We start from the raw sequence: 24,982 nt of genomic DNA, 5'->3' as shown, positions 1-24,982 counted from the left end.
ACGATCCGGCGCACCCCTCACGCTCCCTGACCGCGTCATACGTCACGGTCACGGCAGCCTGAGCTCGGCGAACACCGGATGGTGGTCGGTCTTCTTCAACGACAGCACCTGGAACTCCCGCACCGCCATCCTGGAGTCGGCCAGCACATGGTCGATCGTCACGCGGGGCGTCCGGTTCAGTGATCCCTGCTGCGGCCAGGTCGCCTGGAACCCGCGCCCCATCACGTCGGCCGCGTCCCGGTAGCCGGCCGCCAGCAGGTCGCGCATCGGCAGGTGGTCGAGCGTGGCGTTGAAGTCGCCCGCCAGCACCCGCAGCGCGTCGCCGCCGCGCGGCAGCGCCTCCAGGCCGCCCTGCCAGCACGGCTGCCGCCCGATCCGCTTGGGCGCGCACGGGTGCACGGACACGATCTCCACCCGGGCCCCCTCGGGATGCGTCAGCCACGCCCTGGCCTGCCCGAACGGGCCCACTTTGATCATCTTCTCGCCCTTCAGCGGATACCGGGCGTACACGGCCGACCCGCCGACCCCGTTCAGCGGATGCGTCACGGCGTGCGGCAGCGTGTCCGCCAGCCCCGCCTCCTTCAGCCGCCGCTCGGCGTCCGGCGTGTACTCCTGCAGCGTGAGCACGTCCGGCCGCATCCTGGCGACCAGGGCCATCAGCTCCTCCGTGTCCGCCCGGCCCACCAGCAGGTTGGCCGCCAGCACCCGCAGCGCCGGCCCTTTCGCCTCGGGGTTCCCGTCCGTCAGCGCCCGGGGCAGCACGACGGGCGTCATCGCCAGCACCGACACCAGCGCCACCGTCCCGGCCGCCCACTTCCGCAGCGCGCAGGCCAGCAGCAGACCGGCCAGCGCCCCGCCCACCGCGTACGGCGTGTACGCCACCACCGGCACCCACGGCCAGTCGGGCTCGAACCCGCTCAGTCGTACGACCGCCCACGCCGCGAACGGCACCACCACGATCCAGCTCATCCAGGTACGCACGCCTCTGTCTCGCCACCAAGGCCGTTTCGGGTTCATGAGATGGTGTGCACCATGCACGACGTGGAAGCCCGGGTCCTGAACGCCATCGACCCGGTTGAGACCGTGAACCTGCTGGCCGAGACCGTCAGGGTGCCCAGCGTCACCGGCACCGACGCCGAGTCCGACCTGCAGCACCGCTGTGCCCGCCTGCTCACCGAGGCCGGCATGAACGTGGACGTCTGGAAGCTCGACCTGCCCGCCCTGACCGCCCGCCCCGGCTTCCCCGGCACCGAGGCCCCGAGGACCGAGGGGTACGGCGTCGCGGCCGTCACCCCCGGCGGTGAGGGCCCGCCCGCGCTGGCACTCCAGGGCCACGTGGACGTGGTGCCCACCGGCGACCTGGCCAAATGGGCGGGCAGCGACCCGTTCGCCGCCCGGATCGAAGGCGGCGTGCTGCACGGCAGGGGCGCCTGCGACATGAAGGCCGGCCTGGTCGCGAACCTGGCCGTGGCGCGGGCGTTCGCCCAGGCGGGGGTGAGGCTTACCAGGCCGCTGGCCGTGCACTGCGTGATCAGCGAGGAGGACGGCGGGCTCGGCGCGTTCGCCACGCTGGCCAGGGGGCACACCGCCGAGGCCGCGGTCATCACCGAGCCCACCAGCGGCGCGGTGATCACGGCCAACGCGGGGGCGCTGACGTTCCGGCTGGAGATCGCCGGGCGGGCGGCGCACGGCGCGACCCGGACCGAGGGGGTCAACGCGATCGAGGTGTTCTGGCCGGTGTTCGAGGCGATCAGGCGCCTGGAGGCCGAGCGCAACCGGAACGTTCCCGAGGTGTTCGGCGGCAACGCGATGCCGTACCCGATCGAGGTCGGGACGGTGCGCGCGGGCGACTGGGCCAGCACGGTGCCCGACCTGCTGGTCGCCGAAGGGCGACTCGGGGTGCGGCTGGACGAGGACCCGGCCGCGGCGCGGGCCGCGTTCGAGGAGGCGGTGGCGGCGGCCGGGCACCCCTGGCTGCGCGCCAACCCGCCGGTGGTGACCTGGCCGGGCGGGCAGTTCGCCAGCGGCCGGCTGCCCGCCGGGCACGAGCTGCTGGAGCAGGTCGGCCGGGCCGTCGCGGACACGACGGGCCGGCGGCCGGTGGAGTCGGCCGCGCCGTACGGGAGCGACCTGCGGCTCTACACGGCCGGCGGGATCCCGACGCTGCACTACGGCCCCGGGGACGTGCGGTTCGCGCACGCCCCCAGGGAGCAGGTCGACCTGCGGGAGCTGCACGAGGTCACGCGGGCACTGGCACTGCTCGCTGTCCGCCGCTGCGCAGCACTCTGAGCAGCGCCCCCGGGCTCATCAGCGACGGCGGCGCGTCGTACAGGTTCGTCACCCGCAGGAAGCGCCGCACCAGCTCGGGGTCGTGCACGGCGGCCGCGTGAAACCGGTCGAGGTAGGCCTGCACCATGCGCGTCTTCGCGCTCGGGCCGCCCTCGACCCCGGGCATCCGCAGGTCGGCGCCGACCGTGATCTCCCAGGGCGTGTCCACGATCTGGGAGATCCTCTTGAAGTACGGCAGCGGCCGCAGATCCAGGTCGAGCAGCGCCTTGGCCTCCAGGGCGGCGACCGACATGCCCTGGCCGTAGAAGGGGTTGAAGGCGCAGACCGCGTCCCCGGTGACGAGCAGGCCGTCGGGGAAGCGGCTCAGCCGTTCGTACCGGCGCCTGATCGCGGCCGGGTTGCGGTACGTGCGCGGTTCCCCGATCGGCTCGGCCGTCCTGACCAGGTGGTTCAGGTCGGGAGCCGGCAGGGTGCCCGCGTACTCGGCGAAGCCGGGCAGGTCGGGTGGCGGGCTCTCGCCGTACCCGGCCAGGGTGACGATCCAGCGGTCGTCCTCCAGCGCCAGGGCCACCCCGCCCCGTGGCCGGCCGGGTGTGGGGGCGATGACGACGACCACGTCCCCGTCGAGGTGGTCGCGGCCGCGGCGGAACTCGCGGGTGCCGTACCGCAGGTCGATCGTCACCCGATCTTCTCTGGGCGGCTGGTAGCCCAGCTCGCCCAGCCAGTGCGGCGTACGTGAGCCGCGTCCGCTCGCGTCCACGACGAGGTCGGCCGGGATCGGCTCCCCGCCGGCGAGCCGTACCCCCGTGACCCGGCCCGCCTGGGAGAGCAGGCCGGTGACGATCCTGTTCGGCAGCACCCGTACGCCGGGCAGCCCGGTCACCCGGCGCCGTACCTGACCTTCGAGCAGCGGCCGGCTGACGAGCAGCCCGTTCAGGCCGCTGTCGCCGCGGGCGTGCCGCAGGCCGCCGTGCACGTGCCGGGCATGCCGCTGCAGGTCGCCCGAGATCGCCCCCTGAGCGACGAGTTCGGCCGTGATGCCGGGCAGCAACTCGTCCATGACTTCTCGGCCCTTGGCCAGCAGCCCGTGCGCGTGGCGGCTCTGCGCGACGCCCCTCCGGTGGGCGTCGGCGGCCGGGAGCGTGTCGCGGTCGAGCACCGTGACCCGGGCGAACAGCCGGTGCAGGGCCGCCGCGGACAGCAACCCCGACATGCTCGCGCCGATGACGACGGCGTGGTCCATTGGAATTCCCCCTGGAATGGTGTTCTGACGATTCGGCAGAGGGTCACCCGCGGACGCGTTCTCCACCACGTCCTTTGGCACGTTCCACGAGGAATGAAATGGACTAGAGTCCGGATCGTGCCCGAGATCCCGCTGGAATCGCTGCTGAACCGCCCCGCGCAGGAACGCGCGGACGCCGCGCGCAACAGGGAGAAAGCCCTGGCCGCGGCCGCCCGCCTGTTCGCGGAGAAGGGCGTGGACGCGGTCTCGATGGACGCCATCGCCGCCGAGGCCGGCGTGGGCAAGGGCACGCTGTTCCGCAGATTCGGCGACAAATCCGGGCTCGCAGTGGCCCTGCTGGACGCCCGCGAGCGTGACCTGCAGCAGCGCGTGTTGTCGGGCCCGCCGCCCCTCGGCCCCGGCGCTCCGGCCGGTGACCGGCTGGCCGCGTTCGTGGCGGCGTACCTGGACTACCTGTTCGGCCACCTGGACCTGGTACGCATGTCCGAGACCGCCAGCCCAGGCGCCCGCTACCGGATCGGCGCCTACCGGTTCTGGCACCGCCACGTGGCGATCCTGCTGGCGCGGGCCCGGCCTGACAGCGATGCCGACGCGCTGTCGCACACGCTGCTGGCCGCCATGGGCGCGGAGGCGGCCGGCGCGCTGGCCGCCGAGTGCGGCAGGGACCGGGCGGCCCAGGCCGTCATCACCCTGGCGAACGCGCTGACGACCTAGGCGAGCACCCGCCGCCGCGCCTCGGGCACGATCAGCGGCGTGCCCGACTGCGGATCCTGGATGATCTCGCACCGCAGCTCGAACACCTCGCGCACCAGATCGGGCGTGACGATCTCGGTCGGCAGCCCTTCCGCCACGATCGCGCCGGCCCGCATCACGATCAGGTGGGTCGCGTACCGGCAGGCCTGGTTCAGGTCGTGCAGCACGGCCACCATGGTCCGCCCGGCCTCGTGCAGGTCGGCGCAGAGGTCCAGCACCTCGATCTGGTGGGAGATGTCCAGGAACGTGGTCGGCTCGTCCAGCAGCAGGATCGGCGTCTCCTGCGCCAGTGCCATGGCCAGCCACACCCGCTGCCGCTGCCCGCCCGACAGCTCGTCCACGATCCGGTCGGACAGCTCCGCCACGTCGGTGGCGCGCATGGCCTCGGAGACCGCCGCCTCGTCGGCCTTCGACCACTGCCGCATGAGCCGCTGGTGCGGGTAGCGGCCCCGGGCCACCAGGTCGGCCACGGTGATGCCGTCGGGCACGATCGAGCTCTGTGGCAGCAGGCCCAGCCGCCGCGCCACCTCCTTCGACGGCAGCGAGGTGATCACGCTGCCGTCCAGGTGCACGGCGCCGGTCTTCGGCTTCAGCATCCTGGCCAGTGCCCGCAGCAGGGTGGACTTGCCGCAGGCGTTCGGGCCGATGATCACGGTGAAGGACTCGTCGGGGATCGCCACGTCGAGGTCGGCCGCCACGACGCGCTGGTCGTAGGCGAGGGTGAGGCCGGTGCCGGTAAGACGATGGGTGGCCATCAGTGGCGGTCCTTTCGCAGGAGCAGAACGAGGTACGTGCCGCCGATCGCGGCGGTCAGCACACCGACGGGAAGCTGGGTGGGCGCGAGCAGCCGCTGCGCGGCCAGGTCGGCGGCGGTCAGCAGCACCGCGCCCATCAGCGCGGAGGCGGCCATGGTCACGCCGGGGGAGCGGGTGAGCCGCCGGGCGAGCTGCGGGGCGGCGAGCGCGACGAAGATGACCGGACCGGCGGCGGCCGTGGCCACCCCCGCCAGCAGCACGCCGGCCGTGATGGCGGTCGCGCGGACGAGCTCGACCCTGATGCCCATCGCCTTGGCGGCGTCGTCGCCCATTTCGAGCATCCGCATCGGCCGCGCGACGGCCGCGCACAGCGGCAGCAGCACGAGCAGCGCCAGCGCGACGGGCTGGGCGTGGTCCCAGCCGCGCCCGCCGAGGCTGCCGGTGAGCCAGGCGCCCGCGGTGGCGGCGTCGTTGATGTTGGCCCGGGTCAGCAGGTAGGAGTTCACGGCCAGCAGCAGCGCGTTCGCCCCGATGCCGACCAGGACCAGCCGGTAGCCCTGGACGCCGCCCCGGTAGGCCAGCGCGTACACCAGGACGGCCGTCACCACGCACCCGGCCAGCGCGCCGCCGGCGATCGTCATGGCGGAGCCGCCCGCGACCACGGCGATGATCCCGCCGGTGGAGGCGCCGGCGGTGAAGCCGATGAAGTCGGGGCTGCCGAGGGGGTTCCTGGTGAGGCTCTGGAAGATGGCCCCGCTCAGGCCGAAGGCGGCGCCGACCAGCAGGCCGGTCACCACACGGGGCGCGCGGAGCTTGCTGACGATCAGCTCGGCGACCGGGGTGCCCTGGCCGAAGAGCGCGTTGACGATGTCGGGCACGGGGACGGTGAACTCGCCCGTGGACAGCGCCGCCACGGTGACCCCGAAGCCGACCGCGAGGAGGATCGCGGTGACGAGCAGGGCGCGGGGCGCGAGCCGTACGGACCAGGCTCCGACGCGGACGTTCACAGCGCCGCCACCCGCTTCCGCCTGGCCAGCATGATGAAGATCGGCGCGCCGATCACCGCCCACACGATCCCCACCTGCACCTCTCCCGGGCGGGCGATGAGCCGGCCCACCACGTCGGCCCCCAGCAGCAGCACCGGCGCGGCCAGCGCCGAGTACGGCAGCACCCACCGCTGGTCGGGCCCCACCAGAGCGCGCACCGCGTGCGGCACGATCAGCCCCACGAACACCAGTGGCCCGGCGGCGGCGGTGGCCGCGCCGCACAGCAGCGTGACGGCCACCCCGGTGAGGATCCTCGTCCGGTTCACCGCCACGCCCAGCGCCTTGCCCGCGTCGTCGCCGAGCGCCAGCATGTTGAGCGGCCTGGACAGCAGCAGCCCGAGCAGCAGCCCGGCGGCCATGAACGGTGCCAGCCGCACCAGCGTGTCGGCCGTCTGCCCGGCCAGCGAGCCGGTCAGCCAGAACCGCATCCGGTCGAAGGTCTGGGAGTCCATGCGCAGGATGGCCGAGGACACCGCCGTGCACACCATGCCGAACGCGATGCCGGCGAGCGCGAGGCGTACCGGGCTGGAGCCGGAGCGGCCGGCCGAGGCGAGCGCGTAGACGACGACGGAGGCCAGCGCCGCGCCGCCGAAGGCGAACCAGACGTACACGGTGGGGTCGCTCAGCCCGAACAGGCCGAGCGCCAGCGTGACGCCGAGCGCGGCCCCCTGGTTGATGCCCAAAAGTCCGGGGTCGGCCAGCGGGTTGCGGGTCAGGCTCTGCATGAGCGCGCCGGCCAGCCCCAGCGTGGCGCCCACCCCGAGGCCGAGCAGCGTACGCGGGACGCGCAGCTCACGGATGACCGTGTGGTCGCTGGAGCCGTCGGGGGCCAGGAAGGAGTCGATCACCGTGCCGAACGACACCGACCGCGCGCCCAGGGCCACGCTGGCCATCGCGACCAGCGCCAGCACCGCCACTGTGACCACCAGCCCGGTGATCAGCAGCGAAGGGCGGCCCTTGCGCTCGGTCACAGCCGTCTCTCCAGCCGGGCGCACCCGACCCCCTCTCGTAGCCCTCAAACTTAGGCAAGGCTAATCTAATGGCTCGTTAACAAGGCAAGCCTAACCTTAGGAGATCCACATGTCAGGACCGGTACTGGCTCGCAGGGGCTTCCTGGCGGGCGCCGCGGGACTCGCGGCGGCCCTGACCCTGGCGGCGTGCGGCGGCGCCACGGAGACGGCGGCGCCGACCGCCGCCGCCTCGCCGGCCCCGGCCGCCGCCGGAGCATGGTCGTTCACCGACGACCGTGACAAGAAGCTGGCGCAGCCCAAGGTCCCCAGCCGGATCGTGGCCCAGGTCGGCGCGGCCGCCGCCCTGTGGGACTTCGGCGTGCGCCCCATCGCGGTCTTCGGCCCTCACAAGCTCAAGGACGGCACCAAGGACCCGCAGGTCGGCAACGTCGACATCACCAAGGTGACGGGCCTGGGCAACGTCTGGGACGAGTTCAACGTCGAGCAGTACATCGCGCTCCAGCCCGACCTGCTGGTCAGCAGCATGTACATCAAGGGCACCCTCTGGTACGTCCCCGAGAAGTCCAAGGACACCATCGAGCAGGTCGCCCCCACCGCCGGCGTCATGCTCACCGGCAAGAGCGCCACCGAGGTGATCGGCACGTACGAGGAACTGGCCAAGTCGCTCGGCGCCGACATGCAGGGCGTGCCCGAGGCCAAGGCCCGCATGGAGGCGGCCACCAAGGAGCTCGCCCAGTTCAAGGACCTCAAGATCCTCATGGTGTCGGGCGGCGCGGACGCGTTCTGGATCGTCAACCCGCCGGAGTACCCGGACATCGTGCACCTCACGTCCGCCGGCCTCAACGTCGTCACGCCGACCAAGGTGGACGAGGGCGGCTTCTTCCAGACGCTGAGCTGGGAGAACGCCGACGAGTACGACGCCGACGTGATCCTCTACGACACCCGCACCCAGGCGCTCAAGCCCGAGGAGATGATGAAGAAGCCCACCTTCGCCAAGCTCCCCGCGGTCAAGGCGGGCCAGCTCTACCCGTGGAACGCCGAAGCCCCGTACAGCTACCAGGGCTACGCGGACTTCCTCGAAGCGCTCGTGGTCAACCTCAAGAAGGCCAAGCCTCTTCAGTAAGCCCCGCGGACCTCGACGATCTCGGCGAGGGGGAACTCCAGGTAGTCGCCCGCCTCCTCGCACCAGGCGTCCAGCGCGGCGCCCTTGAGCTCGCCATGGCTGATCGTGGCGGTCAGCCCGTCGGTCAGCGTGATGCCGGCCCGCACGCCCCGGTCCACCACGAACCCGAGCAGCGACTGCTGCGCGGTCGGCAGCCGGGTCGCCATCCGGCCGATGATGGCCCAGGTGCGCCCGTTCTTCCCGTCGTCCGGCCGGCTGTCGTTGATCAGGCGGCGGGCGTGCTCGAACGGGTCGGGCACCGGCTCGAACAGGTAGGGCGGCGCGGTCAGCTCCGCCAGGCCGGGGAAGTCCGGCAGCTCGGCCACCTGACCTCCGGGCAGCAGGACGAGCTTGCCGTTGGGCGGCTCCTCGGCCCTGGCCCGGTGGATGGTGATCTCGCCGGTGTCGGAGACCGGGACGGGGGAGTAGCCGACCTCGCGCAGGGCGGCCAGCGTGCGATCGGCGGGGGCCGCGCTCACCAGCACGGTGGGCGCGAGCAGGCGCAGGCCCAGCCGCCCCAGCCGCCGGTGCGCGGCGATCTCCGCCAGCAGACCGACGTCGGCGGCCTGGACGACGCAGCCGACCGTGGTGACCATCACCTCGCCGTGCCTGCGGGCGGTGTCGCGGACCAGGTATTCGAGCGGTTGCGGGATCGTGCCGACCGCGGCCAGCTCGTCGAGCAGCTCGCCGGCCTCGTAGCCGCGGTCGAACGCCCGGCGCACGCTCTCGACGGTGAACCGCCACACCGAGGCCGCGCCCCGCGACTCACGCTCGGCCACCCGGTCGAGCAGCTCGGCCAGCTCGGCCGACGGCGGGCCGGTGACGACCGCGGTCAGGTCGGGCCCGAACAGCGCGCTCCTGCGCACGCTCGCCAGCGCCCGCGTGGCCGCCTCGGCCAGCACGGGGTCGTGCTCGACCATGGGTACGGCGTCGTCGTCCTCGTCACCCGGCTTGGCGGTGAGCCCCGCCAGCGCCCGGCCGAGGTCGGTGAGCGCGTTGTTGGCCAGCAGCCCCAGCAGCCTGGCCTCGTCGAGCACCGCGGGCGCGCACTCGCGCAGCAGCGCCTGGTCGATCAGCGGGGCGTGCCAGTGCACCCCGGCCACGAGGCTGTCACGGTCGGCGAAGGCCGTGCCGGCGGGCAACTGGGCCAGCACCGGGAGCACCGCCCTGCGCACCCGGGCGACCGTCGCCCCGGCGGGATCGTCGCCGAGCACCGTGGCGTATTTTCCGTCGATCTTGCGCAGCGACGAGCGCTCCATGCGCCACCACGCCGCCAGCAGCACCCGCAGCCGGGCCGAGCCCTCGTCGAGCCGCCACCGGTCGAAGCGCTCGGTGGGGATCATGCCGCCCGACGCCTCGTCCCAGGCCAGCAGCCGGGCCACCGCGCACACTTCGAGCAGCAGGCGCGTCTCGTCCTCGTCGCAGCCGGTCTCCTTGGCCATCCTGCGCACCTCGCGCACGCCCACGCCGCCGGTCTTGAGCAGCGGCAGCGGGGTCTTGGAGGTGTTGTCGAGCAGCGCCGCGCAGCGCTCGACCACGTGCGGCGCGGCCAGCGTCATCAGGTGGTCGACCTCTTCGGGGTCCACCGGCAGAGCGGCCACCTCGGGCGCCACGGGCCGGAAGGGCGGCTGGTAGCCGGGGCCGCGCAGGGAGAGGGCGACCTCGCGGGGCATCTCGGCGACGTGCCAGCTCGGCCGGAAGAGCAGGCCGTGGTCGGCGCACCACTTCTCGGGGGTGCCGGGGGTGACGAACCTGCCGCCGTCCACGTCGCGGGCGGGGCCGTCCCAGGCGAACCGGTCGAGCAGCGGCACGGTGCCGTCAGGGGATGTGCGCACCATCGCCTCGACGCGGTCGCGGTCGCTGAGCGCCTCGATGACGCGCGCCAGGCTGCGGCGCTTGTTGCCCTGCGCGTGCAGCCCCAGCGTGCGCGCCAGCGCGTGCAGCGCGTCGTTGCTGATCGACCAGGAGTTGAGATAGTGGTCCAGCGGCTCACCCAGGCTCAGCGGCGCCGTCCACCAGCGCGTCACGCCCTCGGCGAGATGGATCACGCCGTCTTCGCCCGGCCAGGCCAGCGCGTGGTCGTAGAGGTGCTCCAGCCACGGCGTCACGTCGCCCGGCCCCATGCCGACGAAGCGGGCCAGCGTCTCGGCGGTCGGGCGGGTCATGGCCAGAGTGGTCTCGGCGACCTGCAGGCAGGGCAGCGGCAGCCGGCCCAGGGTCTCCATCGCCGCGATGCCGTTGCCGAGCCGCTGGGCCAGGGTGTCGAGTCGCCGGGGCCAGGGCGCGGCGATGGCGTCAGGCCTGTTCGCCAGGATGCGGCCAAGCCGGTCTTCGTCTAGTGTTCGCAGCCAGCCGAGCAGGTGATCTTCCATCTGTCAGCACTCTCATGGGGTCGCGCGGGACTCGCCGTGAGCCATGAGCATCCACGGTAATGCAGATCACCCCCGGTCAGGAGAGGACTGCCCAAACGATCTTTCCGTGTGGCGCGAGTGCCGACCAGCCCCAGCGCAGACTGAGCGATTCGACGATATGGAGCCCCAGGCCGCCCGCGTCGAGGGGGCCCGGGTAGCGCAGCACCGGCACCGAGGCGCCGGGGTCGGTGAAGGCGCTGGTGACCAGGGGCCCGCGGCGTACGAGGGACATGTGGACCGTGCGCTCGCGGCGTGGATCGTCCAGGCACAGGCCGTGGCGCAGGGCGTTGGTCGCCAGCTCGGAGACCACCAGTTCCATGTTCTCGGCCAGTTCGCCGAGCCCCCAGCCCGACAGGGCGCCGGTGGTGAAACTGCGGGCCGAGTGGACCGAGGACGCGGTGGGCGGGAGGACGAACGTGGCGCTCGCGGACGGGCCGGGCACCAGCAGATCGCGGGCCGCCTCCGGCCACCAGCCGACCGGAGGCCACCAATCGAAGGTGGTCCACTGGCCTTGAGCAGTGGTGACATGCACGTAGATCATTCTGCGTCAAACTCTCGTGCAGGTGCAAGAGCGAATGCACGTGCAGACAACCCGTGCACACGCTACGGTTTCCCTCAAATGCTCAATATGGGGGAAAGGGGATCTTGCTCGCGGCCCATGATCTTTCGGCCGTGAAGTGACAGACTGAGGTGCATACTCCGCTACCTACGGTGGCCCGCGCCAAATCGGGACGCGCCGTCAGGTGCTCACTCCGCTACCTACGGTGGCCCGCTGGACGCGACCCGGCGAGTCGCAAGGAAACGACCAAGGAGCAGCACGTGTCCATTGATCCGCCCGGTTCCGGTTCGACGGTTCGTCGCATCATGCTGGGGGCGAGTCTCAGGCGCCTGCGTGAAGCCAGCGGCCTCGACCGGGCTCAGGCCGGATTTCACATCCGGGCGTCCGAGTCCAAGATCAGCCGCATGGAGCTCGGCCGCGTCGGCTTCAAGACACGTGACGTGGAAGATCTGCTCACCCTGTACGGCGTCGTCGACGATGCCGAGCGCCGTGCCCTGCTGGAAATGGTTCGCGAGGCCAACACCCCCGGGTGGTGGCACAAGTACTCGGCCGAGCTGCCTTCGTGGTTCACCACGTACATCGGCCTGGAGGAGGCCGCAAGCGTGATCCGTACCTATGAGGTGCAGTTCGTGCCCGGCCTGCTGCAGACGGCCTCATACGCGCGTGCGGTGTTCCAGCTCGGCAACCCCGATGCGAGCCCGGCGAAAATCGAACGCCGCGTGCATCTGCGAATGCAGCGTCAAGAGCGCTTCACCCAGAAGGACGGACCCCGTCTGTGGGCCGTCATCGACGAGGCGGCGCTCAAGCGGACCATCGGCGGGCGGGAGGTCATGTCCGAGCAGCTCCAGCACTTACTGGAAGTCGCCGCTCTTCCCAACATCACCATCCAGGTGATGCCCTTCAGGTTCGGCAAGCACGCCGCCGAAGGGGGCGCGTTCAGCATCTTGCGGTTTCCCGAGTCCGACTTGTCGGACGTTGTCTACGTCGAGCAGCTATGGGGTGCCCTGTACCTCGACAAGCGTGAGGACATCGATCCGTACCTCACGGCGATGGAGCAATTGTGCGTGGAGAGCACCACGCCAGGGGGCACCGTCGAGCTCATCGGCGGACTTCTCAGAAAGATGTAGATGAACCAGACCTACAACGGCATGCCCGCGGCCGACCTCACCCAGGTCGCCTGGCGCAAGAGCCGCTACAGCAACTCGCAGGGCAACTGCGTGGAGCTCGCACAGCTTCCCGACGGGGGTATCGCGGTGCGCAACTCGCGCTTCCCCGAGGGCCCCGCTCTCATCTATACCCGCGACGAGATCCGGGCCCTGGTGCTCGGGGTGAAGGACGGAGAGTTCGACGGCCTGCTCGTTTAACAGCATGTTCACCTCCGGCGCGCTCGCGTAACAGGGGCGCGCCGGGGGCGTAACCGCCCGGCCTCGTCCTGCCGGGAGTATTCAGGTCATGCTCGACCAGATGACCCTGTATCCGATCGCCGACGACGTGCTCTTCGCACCGGGCGGCAAGGTCGTGATCCGCACATACGGCGTGGCGCCGGCCACCACGGGCGCCTCCGTCTCCTACCGGACCTGGGTGACCGGCATCCGCGACCAGCCGCGTTACTGGCACTGGGGACACTTCGAGGACGCCACCTCCGGGCACCGCAAGGTCCTGGAGTGGCTCACGGGGCGTGGCCCGCAGCCTTCCCAAGCGCTGAGCTGATCGCTATCCTCATGCCAAGCAATCGCTTGGTAGAGGAGGCGTGGTGCGGCGCGCGATCCACCTGATCGAGGAGGTCGACTTCCGGCCGATGAACTCCAGGCGGCCACTGGAGTACCTGACCTGGCTGACCCGCTACAAACGCGAGGACGAGAGCCGTACCGCGCCCTCGCTCACCTCCGGCATGTCCATCAGGTCCCGCGAGATCGACCTCGTGGGCGCCTTCTACGCGGTCGGGATCACCGGCCACCCGCAGTTCAAGGCCGTCACGCTCTGGGACTGCCACGGCGGGTGGGACGGCGGCTGGCGGCAGATGATGGAGATCTACCAGGGCGTGGACGAGCGCCTGTTCCTGTCCGACATCGACGACCTGCGCTTCTCGGCGTTCTCCCGGCCGCTCGGCGCCGCGCCGGGGTGCCCGCCGCTGTCCGGGGCGCCCGCCGCCGAGCTCTACCTCTTCGAGAGCGCCCGGGTACGCCCCGGGGCCGCGCTCGATTACCTGCACGCCGTACGCACCGAACGCGCCCCGCTGCTGGCCGAGCACGGGCACACCCTCACCGGCCTGTACGAGGTGCTGTTCTGCGACACCGAGGCGGTCACCATCTGGGCCGTCTCGCTCGACGACCACCTGGCCACCCAGCGCGCCCGCGACGCCGCACTGGGCCTCGACGACGAGGTGGCGCCCGACTCCCGGCTGCTGGAATGGGGAAAACGGGCCCGCGACTACCTAGAAGGCCCCTGGCGTGAGACGCTTCTGGCACCGTTCCCCGGCTGCCGCCTGGCTCTGGGGGAACCGCCGGGTTAGCGTCGGCTGCGGAGGTGGCCGCCATGACGGACTCATACCTCTACAACGGGCAGAGCCCCGACGACCACGTCGCCTCGTGTCCCCACTGCAGTACGGCCATCGCGCTGCTCGACCAGCCGGAGACGGCGATCGAGCCGCCGCCCGCGCTGCGCGAGGCCGTGCTGTCGCTGGCCCGCCGCCGCCGCACCCCCGCCGTGCTGAGCGTCGCCTCCGTGGCCGCTCCCTACGCCGAGCAGGTCGCGCTCATGGACGACCTGCTCGCCGACCTGAGCGCGTCGCAGTGGGAGGCCCCGGTCGCCAGGCACGGCACCGTCAGGGGCATGATCGAGCACCTGGCGGCCAACGACGCCACCGTGGCCGCGTTCATGGGGGTGTCCGGCGCGCCGGCGGCGCCGCTGCACCGGCGCTGGCGCGACCAGGCCGGATCGCTGCTGGAGCGGGTCTCGGCGAGCAGCGAGGTGCTGCTCGGCGTCGAGGTGGCGCTGGCCGGGGCGCGCCCCGCCCGCGCGCCGCTGCGCCAGGCCATGATCCAGCGCACCTTCGAGACCTGGACGCACGCCGACGACCTCAGGGCCGCCACCGGCCGCCCAGGTGAGCCGCCGCGTCCCGGGCACGTGCACATGATCGCCGAGTTCGGCCTCGCGCTGCTGCCGCGCGCGATGAAGGGCCCGCGCCGCGACGTCTCCGCCACCATGGTGCTGACCGGCCCCGGCGGCGGCACGTGGACGATCCCGCTCTCACCCTCATCCGACCACGTGGCGGTGCTCATCTCGGCCGACGCGGTGGCCTTCTGCCGCCTGCTGGCCAACCGGTGCTCGCCCGACGCTTTCCCGTACGCCGCCGAGGGCGACCCCGCCCTCGCCCGCGACCTGATCCGCGCCGCCGCCACGCTGGGATGCGACTGATGAGCGACATGGAGCTGTGCGCACGACTGACGGCCGGCGACCTCGACGCGCTGGCCGACGCCTACGACCAGCACGGCTCTTACGTCTACGGGGTAGCGGTCAAGGTCACCGGCAGCCAGGCGCACGCCGAAGAGGTCACCCAGAGCGTGTTCGTCGCCCTCTGGGAGCGCCCCCTGTCCTACGACCCGAGCCTCGGCTCACTACGCGGCTGGCTGGTGAGCCGGGCCCTGCACGAGTCGGCCCTCCGCTTGAAGGTCAGCTGACCACAGGGGCGTTCCAGGCCGTCAGCACGGGCTCGGCGTGCTCGAACCCGAGCCGCGAATACGTGCCGGTGTCCAGCTTGAACAGCCTGCCCTCCTCGGGCGCCAGGCGCAGCCACCGGGCGGCCAGCACCCGCAGGAAGTGCCCGTGCGCCACCAGCGCCACCCGTCCCTCGGCCGCCAGGGCCCGCCGGATCACCCGGTCGGCGCGCACGGCCACCTCGGAGGCGCCCTCGCCGGGATGCTCGGCGTCGCCGGGGGTCACACCGTCCCGCCACAGGTACCAGCCGGGGCGCGTCTCACGGATCTCCGGCGTGGTGAGCCCCTCATAACCGCCGTAGTCCCACTCCCAAAGATCGTCATCCACCTCGTACGCGCTCAGCCCCGCCAATTCGGCCGTCCGTCCCGCGCGCTGGGCAGGGGAGACCAGCACCAGGTCGAACGGCTCCTTGACCAGGGGCGCCAGCGCCCTGGCCTGCTCCTCGCCGTGCTCCGTCAAAGGCAGGTCCGTGCGGCCGGTGTGCTTACCCGCCTTGCTCCATTCGGTCTCTCCGTGCCGGAGCAGCAGCATCTCGTTCATGCCCCCATCATCCGGCACGCCCTCTTCACGGCCGACGAGGGGTTGCGAGCTCCTCGATGACAGGCGTGAAGGCGGCCAGGTCGCGCTCATGATGCACCACGAAATACGAAACATCATGCTCATCCCGCCAGTGCCGAAGCTTGTCGGCGATGTCCTGCCGCGTCCCCAGCAACACCTGCGGCGTCTCGTCCAGCGCCGAGCTGTCGGCCGCGCTCCACGCCTCCTCCGCCTTGCGCTCACCCACCTGCACCACGCTCGTGCCCAGCTCCAGCCGCTCGTACCGCTTCCCGGCCGCCTCCCGCACGGCCGCGATCTTGCCCAGGAACGCCGCACCACCGCCGTCCCTGGGGTCGGGCCCGCTGCCGTCGCCCTTGACCCGCATCCCGAGGTTCACCACGTCGGCCTCCTCGGCGGCCAGCCGCAACATCCGGGGCCCGCCCCCGCCGATCACCAGCGGCGGCCACGGCCGCTGCACCGGCTTCGGGCTCTGTTCCAGCCCGTCGATGCGATAGTGCTCGCCCCGAAAACTGAACGCCCCCTCGCCCCAGAGCCCCTTGAGCACGGCGAGCGCCTCCCGCAACCGCCCGACGCGCACCCCGGGGGGCTCCAGCGTCAGCCCGGCGCCCGCGTAGTCGCCCGCCATCCACCCGGTCCCGATCCCGACCTCCAGCCGGCCGTCGGACAGCAGGTCGAGCGTGGCCGCCTCCTTGGCCAGCACGGCCGGATGCCGGAAGTCGTTGGCGAAGACGAGGGTGCCGACCCGCAGCCGGGTGGTGGCACAGGCCGCCGCCGTCAGCGCCGCGATGGGGGCGAACCGGGGGCCCACGAGGTGGTCGGGCACCAGCAGCACCTCGAACCCGGCCCCTTCGAGCCGCCTGGCCTTCTCGGCCCACGCCTTCCCCGACCCGGCCTCCCGCACCACAGCCCCGAACCTGAACCGCCGCACACGTACCTCCCGGGATTTGAGCAAGCGCTTGGCCGCAACTCTACCCGTCCAATGACATGTCGGACAGGAGTCGATCGACTGCGGTGCGTGCCAGGTGGCGATGGGTCACCTCGCCCATCGGCCGTGACAGCGAGCTTCCCAAGGGGGGATGCCGCGATCGTCGTCGAGGTCCTGGAGGGCGCACGGCGCGCGTCGCCTTCTGGCCGGCCGATCCGGTGGGCCGATGAGAAAGAGACTTACCAAGCGCTTGCTCAGGTGGCAGACTAAGCCGCATGGAGATCCCGGTACGCCTGGTGACGGACGATGAGGCGGAGTTCTTCGGGGAGCACGGCTGGGTGCGCCTGGGCCGGCTGGTCGAGCCGGAGGTCGCCGAGGCCCTGCGTGAGCGGGCGGCCGGGTTTCTGGCCGAGCGGTCCACGCGGCACCAGAACCTGGTCGACCAGGCGTTCGGGCAGTCCAGGGACGTCGGCCGGAGTGACGAGCTGTTCGGCGCGCTGACGATGAGCCCCACCATGGGACGTAACGCCGTGGCGCTGCTGCGAGGGGTGCGGGCCGTGCGCGTGCAGGTCACCAACCTGCTGGTCAAGGAGGCGGGAGAGCACGGCGCCACCGAGTTCCACCAGGACTTCCCCTGGATGCCGATGGACCGTTCTGCGATGCTGACCGTGTGGCTGGCCCTGGCCGACGTGCCCGCCGACATGGGGTCGCTGCGCTTCTACGACGGCTCGCACCGCCACGGGCTGCTCGGCCGCAGCTTCACCAAGCCCGGCGACGACCAGCTCAGCCAGCACCCGTGGCTCAAGGAGCTGGAGCTGTCACCGCCGCTCGACCTCAGGGCGGGCGACGCCACCGTGCACCACGCCCTGACCGTGCACGGCGCGCCCGCCAACCGCCGCGACAGCCCGCGCCTGTCGTTCACCGTCACCTACTTCGACGCCGACGCCCTCTACACCGGCCTGCCCTACAAGCAGACCGACGGGCTCGGCCTGGAGGTCAACCGGCCGTTCGAGCACGAGAGGTTCCCGTGCCTGAGACCGTGAGGGGCCCGGTCGCCGACCTCGGGGCGACGCTCATGCACGAGCACGTCTTCGGCCTGAGCCCGGAGATCCTCTGGAACTGGCCCGACATCCCGGAGGAGTGGGACCTGGAGGCGCGGGCGCGTGAGGCGGCGGGCAAGCTCGACGCGCTCAAGGCCGAGGGCGTCGACACGATCGTCGACCTCACGGTGGTGGGCCTGGGCCGCTACGTCCCGGCGGTGCGACGGGTCGCCGAGCTGACCGGCGTGAACATCGTGGCCGCCACCGGCCTCTACACCTACGACGCGCTGCCGCCCTACTTCGGCAACCGGGGGCCGGGCTCGTTGTTCGGGGGGCCGGACCGGCTGGCCGAGTTCTTCGTCAGGGACATCGTCGAGGGGATCGGCAGGACCGGCGTCAAGGCGGGCATGCTGAAGTGCGCCTCCGACCACCTGGGGATGACCAAGGGGTGCGAGCGGGTGTTCAGGGCGGTCGCCGAGGCGCACGTGGAGACGGGCACGCCCATCACGACGCACTCCCACAGCGCCTCCAAGGGCGGCCTCGAACAACAGAAGCTGCTCGCCTCGCTCGGCGTGGACCTGGGCCGGGTGGTCATCGGGCACGCGGGGGACTCGACCGACGTGGCGTACCTGGAGGAACTGGTCGCGAACGGCTCGTACCTGGGCATGGACCGGTTCGGGATCGAGACGATCAGCCCGTTCGAGGATCGGGTGGCGGTGGTGGCGGCGATGTGCGAGCGCGGTCACGCCGGAAAAATGGTGTTAAGTCACGACTCGTACTGCTTCAACGACCGCTTCGACGCCGACGTCGTACGACAACGTCACCCCAACTACCACCTCCTCCACGTCTCCCGCGACGTGCTGCCCGCGCTGCGCAAGAGAGGCGTCACGGACGGCCAGATCCACCAGATGCTCGTCGACAACCCGCGGAGGATCTTCGCATGAGAGAGGACTTCGACGTCGGCGCGGACTGGCACGTCGCCGACCCCTACGCCTTCCTCGCCAGGCTGCGCGAGCGGGCGCCGGTGTTCCGCAGCGAGCACCTGGGCGCGTACGTGCTGACCCGCTACGCCGACGTCCGCGCCGCGTACGGCGACCCGCGGCGCTTCTCCTCCGAGGGCTCGCTGACGATCTCGCGCAGCCTCACCACGGAGACGAAGGAGAAGCTGGGCGAGCACGGCTCGTTCCTGTCCAGCTTCGTGGCGAACGTGGACCCGCCCGACCACACCCGCCTGCGCCGGTCGGTGTCCAAGGCGTTCACGCCGCGCGCGGTCGCCGCCATGGAGCAGGAGTTCCGCCGGCTCAACGAGGACCTGCTCGACCGGCTGGCCCCGCGCGGGCACGCCGACTTCGTCACCGAGATCGGCCACGAGCCGTCGGTCAAGCTCACCGCCCGCTTCATCGGGGTGCCCGAGTCCGACGAGGCGTTCGTGCAGTCGCACGTCAAGGACTGGTTCCAGCTCTTCCTGTCGCCGCAGCCGCCGGAGCGCCAGCTTGAGCTGGCCGGCAGCTTCCTGACCTACCTCGACTACGTGGACCGCCTGGTCGCCGCCCGGGCCAAGGACCCGAAGGACGACTTCACCTCGCTGATGACGTCCCTGATCGGCGAGGAGCTGAGCCACCGCGAGGTGGTCGAGCTGATCTCCACGATCCTGCTCGGCGGCAACGACACCGTGCCGAACCAGCTCGGCAACACCGTCCTGCGCCTGCTGCGGGAGGACGCGTGGCCGGTGCCGCCGCCGCTGGTGGCGGGCGCCTCCGAGGAGTGCATGCGCATCGACGGGGCGTCACTGGGCTCCTTCAGGTACGCGGCCGCCGACCTCACGACGCACGGCGTGGACATCCCGCAGGGCTCACTCGTCCTGCTCTCCACCGATTCCGCCGCCCACGACGAGACCGTCTTCCCCGACCCCGACCGTTTCGTCATCGACCGGCCGAACGCCGCCGAGCACATGGTCTTCGGCTACGGCATCCACTTCTGCGTCGGGGCCGCGCTCGGCCGCCTGCAACTGCGTACCGCGCTGGAGGTGCTCGGCCGCCGCCTGCCCGGCCTGCGGCTCGCCCCCGGTCAGGAGATCGCCTACCGCAGATCGATCGTCGGCCGCGGCCTGCCCTCCCTGCTGGTGGAGTGGTGAGCGGGCGCTTCGACGGCCGCGTCGCGCTGGTGACGGGCGCCGGCTCCGGCATCGGCGCGGCCTGCGCCGCCAGGATGGCCGCCGAGGGCGCCTGCGTGGGCGTGCTCGACCTGCGCTCCGCGAGCGCCAAGGCCACCGCCGCCGCCATCCGCGGCGACGGCGGCACCGCGATGGCCCTGACCTGCGACGTCTCCGACGAGAAGCAGGTGGAGGAGGCGGTCGCGGCCCTGGTCGCGTCGTTCGGCCGGGTGGACGTGCTGCACTCCAACGCCGCCGTCCTCGACCACGACGTGTACGGCCGCGACGGCCATCTCGACGACCTGGACGTCGCCGTCTGGGACCGCACCATGGAGGTCAACCTGCGCGGCGCCATGCTCATGGTCAAGCACACGGTCCCCGCCATGCCCGGCGGCGGCGCCATCGTCCTGACCTCGTCGGTGTCCGCCCTGGTCGGGGACACGCGGCACGCCGCCTACGGCTCCTCCAAGGCCGCCCTGATCGGCTTCACCCGCTACGTCGCCACCACGTACGGCTCGCGCGGCGTCCGCTGCAACGCCATCGCGCCCGCCCTCGTCCTGACCCAGGCCGCCCAGCGGGCCCTCACGCCCGCCCAGCTCGCCGACAAGGAGGCGGAACGCCTGCTGCCCTGGCCCTGCACGGTCGAGGACGTGGCCGCCCTGGTGTGTTTCCTGACCAGCGACGACTCCCGCTGCGTGACCGGTCAGACCCTCGTCATCGACTCCGGCACCCTCGCTCACCGCCCCCAGCACGCCGTCCAGCAGTGGCGCGATCAAGGTTCCTTCTGACCCGATCAGGGGAGATATGCCCAATAAGGTGGTCTTCGGGCAAATCTTGGAGGGTGTATGGAGCCGGTGGCGGTCGGGCTGATCGGGGCGGGGCCATGGGCCCGTGAGGCGCACGCGCCGATGCTGGCCAAGGGGCCGCACACCCGGCTGGCCGGGGTCTGGGCGCGCAGGCCCGAGAACGCCGCCCTGCTCGGCGCGCCCGTGTTCACGCGGGTCGAGGAGCTGTTCGACGCCTGTGAGGCCGTGGCGTTCTGCGTGCCGCCCGCCGTACAGGCCGAGTTCGCCGTCCGTGCCGCCCGCGCCGGCAAGGCGCTGCTGCTGGAGAAGCCGCTCGCCGACTCCCTCGACAACGCCAGGCGCGTCGCCGACGCCGTCGCCGAGACCGGGGTCGCCTCCCAGATGGTCCTCACCCTGCGCTACGCCACCCAGACCCGTACCTTCCTGGCCCGCTGCGGCCAGATCCAGCCGTTCGGCGGCCACGCCGCCAACATCTCCGGCGCCCTGATCGGCGACCACCCCTACGCCACCCCCTGGCGGCTGCAGCGCGGCGTGCTGCTCGACGTCGGCCCGCACGTGATCGACCTCCTCGACGCGGCCCTAGGCCCGATCACCGGCGTACGCGCGCACGGCAACCCGCTCGGCTGGACCGGGCTGCTGCTGGAGCACGAGAACGGCGGCGTCAGCGAGGTGTCCCTGTGCATGGCCGCCGTCGGCGACCTGCCGCCCGCCACCGTCGCCGTGTACGGCCGCACCGGCAACGCCGTCCTCCTGCCCTTCGACGACGACCCCCTGGAGACGATCGCCGAGGAGTTCGCCCAGACCGTGCGCGGTGGCGGCGGGCACCCCCTCGACGCCGCCCACGGCCTGCGGATCCAGAAGATCATCGCCGAGGCGGAGTCCCAACTCGCCCCTTGACGCGGCCGCCATCTCGGGCATTGATAACCTTCGAGGACGTACTTCCGCGCAGTGCCGCAGCGAAGTCCGGTGCGAGTCCGGCGCTGTCCCGCAACTGTCATAGCCAGGTCGCCTGCCGCTGCGCTGACGTCATCAACCCTCGTGGAAAAGGGTGATCCGTCGTTCGACGCGGGTCTCTCGGTTCCGAACAGTGTGAAAGGACTACTCGTGAGACCCGTACGCACGGCTCTCGCGGGCGCGCTGCTGGGAACGCTCGTCCTGGCCGGTTGTGGTCAGACCGGCACCTCGGCCTCCCCTTCAGCGACCCCCGCCACCTCCGCCCCCGCCACCGCCTCAGGTGATTTCCCTGTCACCGTTGAGGCCGGCAACGGCGCGGTCACCCTCACCAAGAAGCCGGAGCGGATCGTCTCGCTGTCGGCCACCCACACCGAGACGCTCTTCGCGATCGGCGCGGGCCCCCAGGTCGTCGCCGTCGACGACCGCTCGAACTTCCCGCCGGAGGCCCCGAAGACCGACCTGTCCGGCTTCAAGCCGAACGTCGAGGCCATCGTCGCCCAGAAGCCCGACCTCGTGATCCTCTCCGACGACCTCGACAAGGTCGTCGCCGAGCTGGGCAAGGTCAACGTGCCGGTGCTGCTCCAGCCGGCCGCGACCAAGCTCGACGAGGCGTACGAGGAGATCACCGAGATCGGCGCGGCCACCGGCAACAAGGCCAAGGCCGACGAGGTCGTCGCCGGCATGAAGACGGCCATGGAGAAACTGGCCGCCGAGGCGCCCAAGGACAAGAGGTTCACCTACTACCACGAGCTCGACCAGACGCCCTACGCCGCCACGTCCAAGACGTTCATCGGCCAGGTCTACGCCATGTTCGGCCTGACCAACGTCGCCGACAAGGCCCCCGACGCGGCGGGCGGCTACCCCAAGCTGTCGGCCGAGTTCGTGGCCCAGGCCGACCCCGACCTGATCTTCCTGGCGGACGTCAAGTGCTGTCAGCAGAGCAAGGAGACGCTGGCCAAGCGGCCAGGCTGGGCGGGCCTGTCCGCGATCAAGAACGACCAGGTCGTCCTGCTCGACGACGACCTCGCCTCCCGGTGGGGGCCGCGCGTGGTCCAGCTCGCCGAGTCCATCGGCGCCGCCGTGGCCAAGGCCGGCACCAGCTAGATGGTGACGCAGGCCGGCCCGGCCAGGGCCAAACCCCTGTGGGTGCTGTCGGCCCTGGGCGTGCTGGCCGCCTGCATGGTCGCCGGGCTCCTCGACGGCGCCGCCGACATCTCGCCCTGGCAGGTCGTGCTCCAGGTCGTGGACTGGCTGCCGTTCACCGACGTGGACGCCGGGCTCGCGCCCGTCGAGGAGGGGCTGCTGTTCGAGCTGCGGCTGCCCCGGGTGCTGGTCGCCGCCGTGGTCGGCGGGCTGCTGGCGGTGGCGGGGGCGGCGTACCAGGGCGTTTTCCGCAATCCGCTGGCCGACCCGTACCTGCTCGGGGCCGCGGCCGGGGCCGGGCTGGCGACGACGGCGGCCATCGTGCTGCTGCCCGCCGTGGAGGGATCCATCCCGATCGCGGCCTTCATCGGGGCCGTGGGCGGGGTGTTCCTGGCGTACACGCTGGGCAACACCGCCGGGCGCGCCGGCGGGACGGCCACGCTGGTGCTGGCCGGGGTCGCGGTCACCTCGTTCCTGACCGCGATCCAGACGTTCATCCAGCAGTTCAAGGTCGAGGAGCTGCAGCGCATCTACGCGTGGATCCTCGGCGACGTCGGCGGCGGGTGGGACCAGCTCTGGCTCGTCCTGCCGTACGCCGCCGTCTCCGCCGTCCTGCTCCTGCTGCACGGGCGCATGCTCGACGTGCTGTCCGTGGGCGACGAGGAGGCCATGAGCCTCGGTGTGCGGGCGGCCCGGGTGCGGTTCACCGTGCTGCTGGCGGCCTCGCTGGCCACCGCGGCGGCGGTGGCGGTGAGCGGGCTGATCGGGTTCGTGGGCATCGTCATCCCGCACGTCGTGCGGCGGCTGGCGGGCGGCTCGTACCGGATCGTGCTGCCGCTCTCGCTGATCGGCGGGGCGGCGTTCCTGGTGCTGGCCGACCTCGTCGCCCGTACCGTGATCGCGCCGGCCGAGCTGCCGATCGGGGTGGTGACGATGTTCGTGGGGGCGCCGTTCTTCGTGGGCGTCCTGCGCATGACCAGGCGGGCGGTCACATGATCGGGGCCACTGGGCTCACCGTACGGCTTGGCGAGCGGGACGTCCTCGACAGCGTGGACCTGACGGTGCGCAGGGGCGAGTGGCTGGCCATCATCGGGCCGAACGGGGCCGGCAAGTCCACTCTGCTCAAGGCCGTCATGGGGCTGGTCGCGCACCGGGGCGAGGTCACGCTCGACTCCCGGCCGGGCGGGGCGCTCAAGCCGCGGGAGCGGGCACGGCTGGTGGCGTACGCGCCGCAGACGCCCGGGCTGCCGCCCGACATGACGGTGTTCGACTACGCGTTGCTGGGACGGACGCCGTACATCCCGTATCTGGGGCGGGAGAGCGGGCACGACCGGGCGGTGGCGGAATCCGTACTCGATCGGCTGGACCTGACCGAGCTGGCCGGGCGGCGGGTCGGGGAGCTGAGCGGCGGGGAGCGGCAGCGCGTGGTGCTCGCCAGGGCGCTCGCGCAGGAGGCCCCCGTGCTGCTGCTCGACGAGCCGACCACCGCGCTGGACCTCGGGCACCAGCAGCAGGTCCTTGAGCTGGTGGACCGGCTGCGCCGAGCCGACGGGCTGACCGTCGTCACCACCCTGCACGACCTGACCGTCGCCGGGCTCTACGCCGACGCGCTCCTGCTGCTGGCGGAGGGCCGCGCCGTGGCCGCCGGCACGCCCGCCCAGGTGCTGACCGAGGCGCTCGTGGGGCGGCACTTCGACGCCCATGTGAAGATCGAGCCCGGGCCCGACGGCCGGCCCGTCGTGCACCTGGTCAGGGGAGGGCCGTGAAGCTCACATATCGGGTCGAGGAGGGGGCCAGGCTCGGGGCGCTGCTGTGGGAGTTCGGGCCCGGCTGGCGAATGATCTCCTCGGCGATGCTCGGGGGCGGCATCGGGGTCCGCGAGTGGGTGCTGAACGCGCAGGTCGTGGCCGGGTATTCGCGCATGGACCCGGTCGATCACCTGGTGTCGCTCGGGCCGGGCGGAAACGGGGTCGGCATGATGACCGCCGCCTCCGTCGACCGGTACGTCCGGGCCTCCGACGGGGGCGTCTCGGCGTACGCCACGGTCGGGCTGCGCGTGCCCACGTGGGCCGCCGCCCCCGAGGGCGGCCAGGACCCGGAGCTGGCGCCCATCCGGGTGGGCACGATCAACATCATGGTGGCCGTGCCGGTCGCGATGACGGACGCGGCGCTGGTCAACACCGTGATGACGGTGACGGAGGCGAAGTCGCAGGCGCTGATGGAGGCGGGCTTCGCGGGCACGGGGACGGCCTCGGACGCGGTGTGCGTGGCGGTGCCCGTCGAAGGACCCGAGGAGCTGTTCGCCGGGCCACGGTCCGAATACGGCGCCCGGATCGCGCGGGCCGTCCACACGGCGGTACGGCGCGGAGCCGAAGAGTGGCGGCCTCGTCACTCAAAGTGATGGAATTGGGGGAAGTAGCATGTGCGCGAGGGCGTGACTCCCGATACTGAGCAGGTGACCGCAATGGCAACGATCGAACCGACAACCGGATCGGCCG

The 24,982-nt window shown here is 71.9% G+C and carries 27 protein-coding genes; 18 read left to right on the top strand and 9 right to left on the bottom strand.

Translation table 11 applies throughout. From position 1 onward, the window contains the following. Positions 1 to 48: 48 nt before the first annotated feature. Positions 49 to 981 (bottom strand): endonuclease/exonuclease/phosphatase family protein, encoded by a 933-nt coding sequence (locus C4V41_RS22630; RefSeq protein ID WP_235030307.1) that lies wholly within the window; start codon positions 979 to 981, stop codon positions 49 to 51. A gap of 51 nt (positions 982 to 1,032) precedes the next feature. On the opposite strand from C4V41_RS22630, the gene C4V41_RS22625 reads away from it, so the two are divergent. Further along, positions 1,033 to 2,289, top strand: a complete 1,257-nt coding sequence (locus C4V41_RS22625; protein ID WP_103957966.1) for an ArgE/DapE family deacylase — start codon at positions 1,033 to 1,035, stop codon at positions 2,287 to 2,289. Here the strand turns inward: C4V41_RS22625 and C4V41_RS22620 are convergent. Further along, the gene (locus C4V41_RS22620) at positions 2,240 to 3,532 is read right to left on the bottom strand and encodes an FAD-dependent oxidoreductase (protein WP_103957873.1); all 1,293 of its coding nucleotides are present in this window, start codon (positions 3,530 to 3,532) and stop codon (positions 2,240 to 2,242) included. The two genes, C4V41_RS22625 and C4V41_RS22620, sit on opposite strands and share 50 nt — an antisense overlap. Positions 3,533 to 3,649: 117 nt before the next feature. Between C4V41_RS22620 and C4V41_RS22615 the strand changes: the two genes are divergently transcribed. Further along, positions 3,650 to 4,246 carry a TetR/AcrR family transcriptional regulator gene (locus C4V41_RS22615; RefSeq protein ID WP_235030306.1) on the top strand — a complete coding sequence of 199 codons (597 nt, stop codon included), beginning with the start codon at positions 3,650 to 3,652 and terminating at the stop codon, positions 4,244 to 4,246. On the opposite strand, the gene C4V41_RS22610 is transcribed toward C4V41_RS22615, so the two are convergent. The 3 genes from C4V41_RS22610 to C4V41_RS22600 are packed head-to-tail and all read right to left on the bottom strand — an operon-like array spanning position 4,243 to position 7,057. After that, positions 4,243 to 5,040, bottom strand: a complete 798-nt coding sequence (locus C4V41_RS22610) for an ABC transporter ATP-binding protein (protein ID WP_103957871.1) — start codon at positions 5,038 to 5,040, stop codon at positions 4,243 to 4,245. The two genes, C4V41_RS22615 and C4V41_RS22610, sit on opposite strands and share 4 nt — an antisense overlap. Beyond that, positions 5,040 to 6,047, bottom strand: coding sequence for a FecCD family ABC transporter permease (locus C4V41_RS22605; RefSeq protein ID WP_103957870.1), 1,008 nt, complete (start codon positions 6,045 to 6,047; stop codon positions 5,040 to 5,042). Before C4V41_RS22605 ends, C4V41_RS22610 begins: the two co-directional genes overlap by 1 nt. Continuing rightward, positions 6,044 to 7,057, bottom strand: coding sequence for a FecCD family ABC transporter permease (locus C4V41_RS22600; protein WP_235030305.1), 1,014 nt, complete (start codon positions 7,055 to 7,057; stop codon positions 6,044 to 6,046). Before C4V41_RS22600 ends, C4V41_RS22605 begins: the two co-directional genes overlap by 4 nt. 109 nt (positions 7,058 to 7,166) lie before the next feature. Here C4V41_RS22600 and C4V41_RS22595 point away from each other — a divergent pair, with 109 nt between their 5' ends. Continuing rightward, positions 7,167 to 8,180 (top strand): ABC transporter substrate-binding protein, encoded by a 1,014-nt coding sequence (locus C4V41_RS22595; RefSeq protein WP_103957869.1) that lies wholly within the window; start codon positions 7,167 to 7,169, stop codon positions 8,178 to 8,180. Here the strand turns inward: C4V41_RS22595 and C4V41_RS22590 are convergent. Continuing rightward, entirely contained in the window at positions 8,174 to 10,591 is a 2,418-nt protein-coding gene (locus tag C4V41_RS22590) for a helicase-associated domain-containing protein (protein ID WP_103957868.1), read from the bottom strand. The genes C4V41_RS22595 and C4V41_RS22590 overlap by 7 nt on opposite strands. Positions 10,592 to 10,667: 76 nt before the next feature. Next, positions 10,668 to 11,171 carry an ATP-binding protein gene (locus C4V41_RS22585; protein WP_103957867.1) on the bottom strand — a complete coding sequence of 168 codons (504 nt, stop codon included), beginning with the start codon at positions 11,169 to 11,171 and terminating at the stop codon, positions 10,668 to 10,670. 323 nt (positions 11,172 to 11,494) lie between these two features. Between C4V41_RS22585 and C4V41_RS22580 the strand changes: the two genes are divergently transcribed. The 6 genes from C4V41_RS22580 to C4V41_RS22555 all read left to right on the top strand — a co-directional run bounded on the left by C4V41_RS22580 (position 11,495) and on the right by C4V41_RS22555 (position 14,869). After that, complete coding sequence (locus C4V41_RS22580) at positions 11,495 to 12,316, top strand: helix-turn-helix domain-containing protein (RefSeq protein ID WP_103957866.1); 822 nt, start codon at positions 11,495 to 11,497, stop codon at positions 12,314 to 12,316. After that, complete coding sequence (locus tag C4V41_RS22575; protein WP_103957865.1) at positions 12,317 to 12,553, top strand: DUF397 domain-containing protein; 237 nt, start codon at positions 12,317 to 12,319, stop codon at positions 12,551 to 12,553. An 88-nt stretch (positions 12,554 to 12,641) separates the two neighbouring features. Continuing rightward, a complete protein-coding gene (locus C4V41_RS22570; protein ID WP_103957864.1) occupies positions 12,642 to 12,899 on the top strand; it encodes a 3'-5' exonuclease family protein in 258 nt (85 codons plus the stop codon). 43 nt (positions 12,900 to 12,942) lie between these two features. Continuing rightward, entirely contained in the window at positions 12,943 to 13,701 is a 759-nt protein-coding gene (locus C4V41_RS22565; RefSeq protein WP_235030304.1) for a hypothetical protein, read from the top strand. A 23-nt stretch (positions 13,702 to 13,724) separates the two neighbouring features. After that, positions 13,725 to 14,606, top strand: a complete 882-nt coding sequence (locus C4V41_RS22560; protein WP_103957862.1) for a maleylpyruvate isomerase family mycothiol-dependent enzyme — start codon at positions 13,725 to 13,727, stop codon at positions 14,604 to 14,606. Continuing rightward, entirely contained in the window at positions 14,606 to 14,869 is a 264-nt protein-coding gene (locus C4V41_RS22555) for a sigma factor (protein ID WP_160150356.1), read from the top strand. Before C4V41_RS22560 ends, C4V41_RS22555 begins: the two co-directional genes overlap by 1 nt. Here C4V41_RS22555 and C4V41_RS22550 read toward each other — a convergent pair. After that, positions 14,862 to 15,446: a histidine phosphatase family protein gene (locus C4V41_RS22550; RefSeq protein WP_103957860.1), complete on the bottom strand. Its 585-nt coding sequence runs from the start codon at positions 15,444 to 15,446 to the stop codon at positions 14,862 to 14,864. The genes C4V41_RS22555 and C4V41_RS22550 overlap by 8 nt on opposite strands. A 25-nt stretch (positions 15,447 to 15,471) precedes the next feature. Next, positions 15,472 to 16,392, bottom strand: a complete 921-nt coding sequence (locus C4V41_RS22545) for a TIGR03621 family F420-dependent LLM class oxidoreductase (protein ID WP_103957859.1) — start codon at positions 16,390 to 16,392, stop codon at positions 15,472 to 15,474. Between the two features lie 272 nt (positions 16,393 to 16,664). Between C4V41_RS22545 and C4V41_RS22540 the strand changes: the two genes are divergently transcribed. From C4V41_RS22540 to C4V41_RS22500, 9 genes are all read left to right on the top strand, one after another. Then, positions 16,665 to 17,432, top strand: a complete 768-nt coding sequence (locus tag C4V41_RS22540) for a phytanoyl-CoA dioxygenase family protein (RefSeq protein ID WP_103957858.1) — start codon at positions 16,665 to 16,667, stop codon at positions 17,430 to 17,432. Continuing rightward, entirely contained in the window at positions 17,417 to 18,373 is a 957-nt protein-coding gene (locus C4V41_RS22535) for a phosphotriesterase family protein (RefSeq protein WP_103957857.1), read from the top strand. Before C4V41_RS22540 ends, C4V41_RS22535 begins: the two co-directional genes overlap by 16 nt. Next, positions 18,370 to 19,563, top strand: coding sequence for a cytochrome P450 (locus tag C4V41_RS22530; protein ID WP_103957856.1), 1,194 nt, complete (start codon positions 18,370 to 18,372; stop codon positions 19,561 to 19,563). Before C4V41_RS22535 ends, C4V41_RS22530 begins: the two co-directional genes overlap by 4 nt. Beyond that, the gene (locus C4V41_RS22525; protein WP_103957855.1) at positions 19,560 to 20,369 is read left to right on the top strand and encodes an SDR family NAD(P)-dependent oxidoreductase; all 810 of its coding nucleotides are present in this window, start codon (positions 19,560 to 19,562) and stop codon (positions 20,367 to 20,369) included. The genes C4V41_RS22530 and C4V41_RS22525 overlap by 4 nt, the downstream gene beginning before the upstream one ends. Before the next feature lie 57 nt (positions 20,370 to 20,426). Then, positions 20,427 to 21,284 (top strand): Gfo/Idh/MocA family protein, encoded by an 858-nt coding sequence (locus C4V41_RS22520; RefSeq protein ID WP_103957854.1) that lies wholly within the window; start codon positions 20,427 to 20,429, stop codon positions 21,282 to 21,284. A 207-nt stretch (positions 21,285 to 21,491) separates the two neighbouring features. Next, entirely contained in the window at positions 21,492 to 22,445 is a 954-nt protein-coding gene (locus tag C4V41_RS22515; protein WP_103957853.1) for an ABC transporter substrate-binding protein, read from the top strand. Then, entirely contained in the window at positions 22,446 to 23,480 is a 1,035-nt protein-coding gene (locus C4V41_RS22510) for a FecCD family ABC transporter permease (protein ID WP_103957852.1), read from the top strand. It begins immediately after the preceding gene. Continuing rightward, complete coding sequence (locus C4V41_RS22505) at positions 23,477 to 24,250, top strand: ABC transporter ATP-binding protein (protein ID WP_103957851.1); 774 nt, start codon at positions 23,477 to 23,479, stop codon at positions 24,248 to 24,250. Before C4V41_RS22510 ends, C4V41_RS22505 begins: the two co-directional genes overlap by 4 nt. Beyond that, the gene (locus C4V41_RS22500) at positions 24,247 to 24,885 is read left to right on the top strand and encodes an adenosylcobinamide amidohydrolase (RefSeq protein ID WP_103957850.1); all 639 of its coding nucleotides are present in this window, start codon (positions 24,247 to 24,249) and stop codon (positions 24,883 to 24,885) included. The genes C4V41_RS22505 and C4V41_RS22500 overlap by 4 nt, the downstream gene beginning before the upstream one ends. Positions 24,886 to 24,982: the final 97 nt, after the last annotated feature.

The sequence above is a fragment of the Nonomuraea solani genome (genome assembly GCF_900108335.1).
GTDB lineage: Bacteria > Actinomycetota > Actinomycetes > Streptosporangiales > Streptosporangiaceae > Nonomuraea > Nonomuraea solani.
This window is presented reverse-complemented; position numbering and strand designations above follow the sequence as displayed.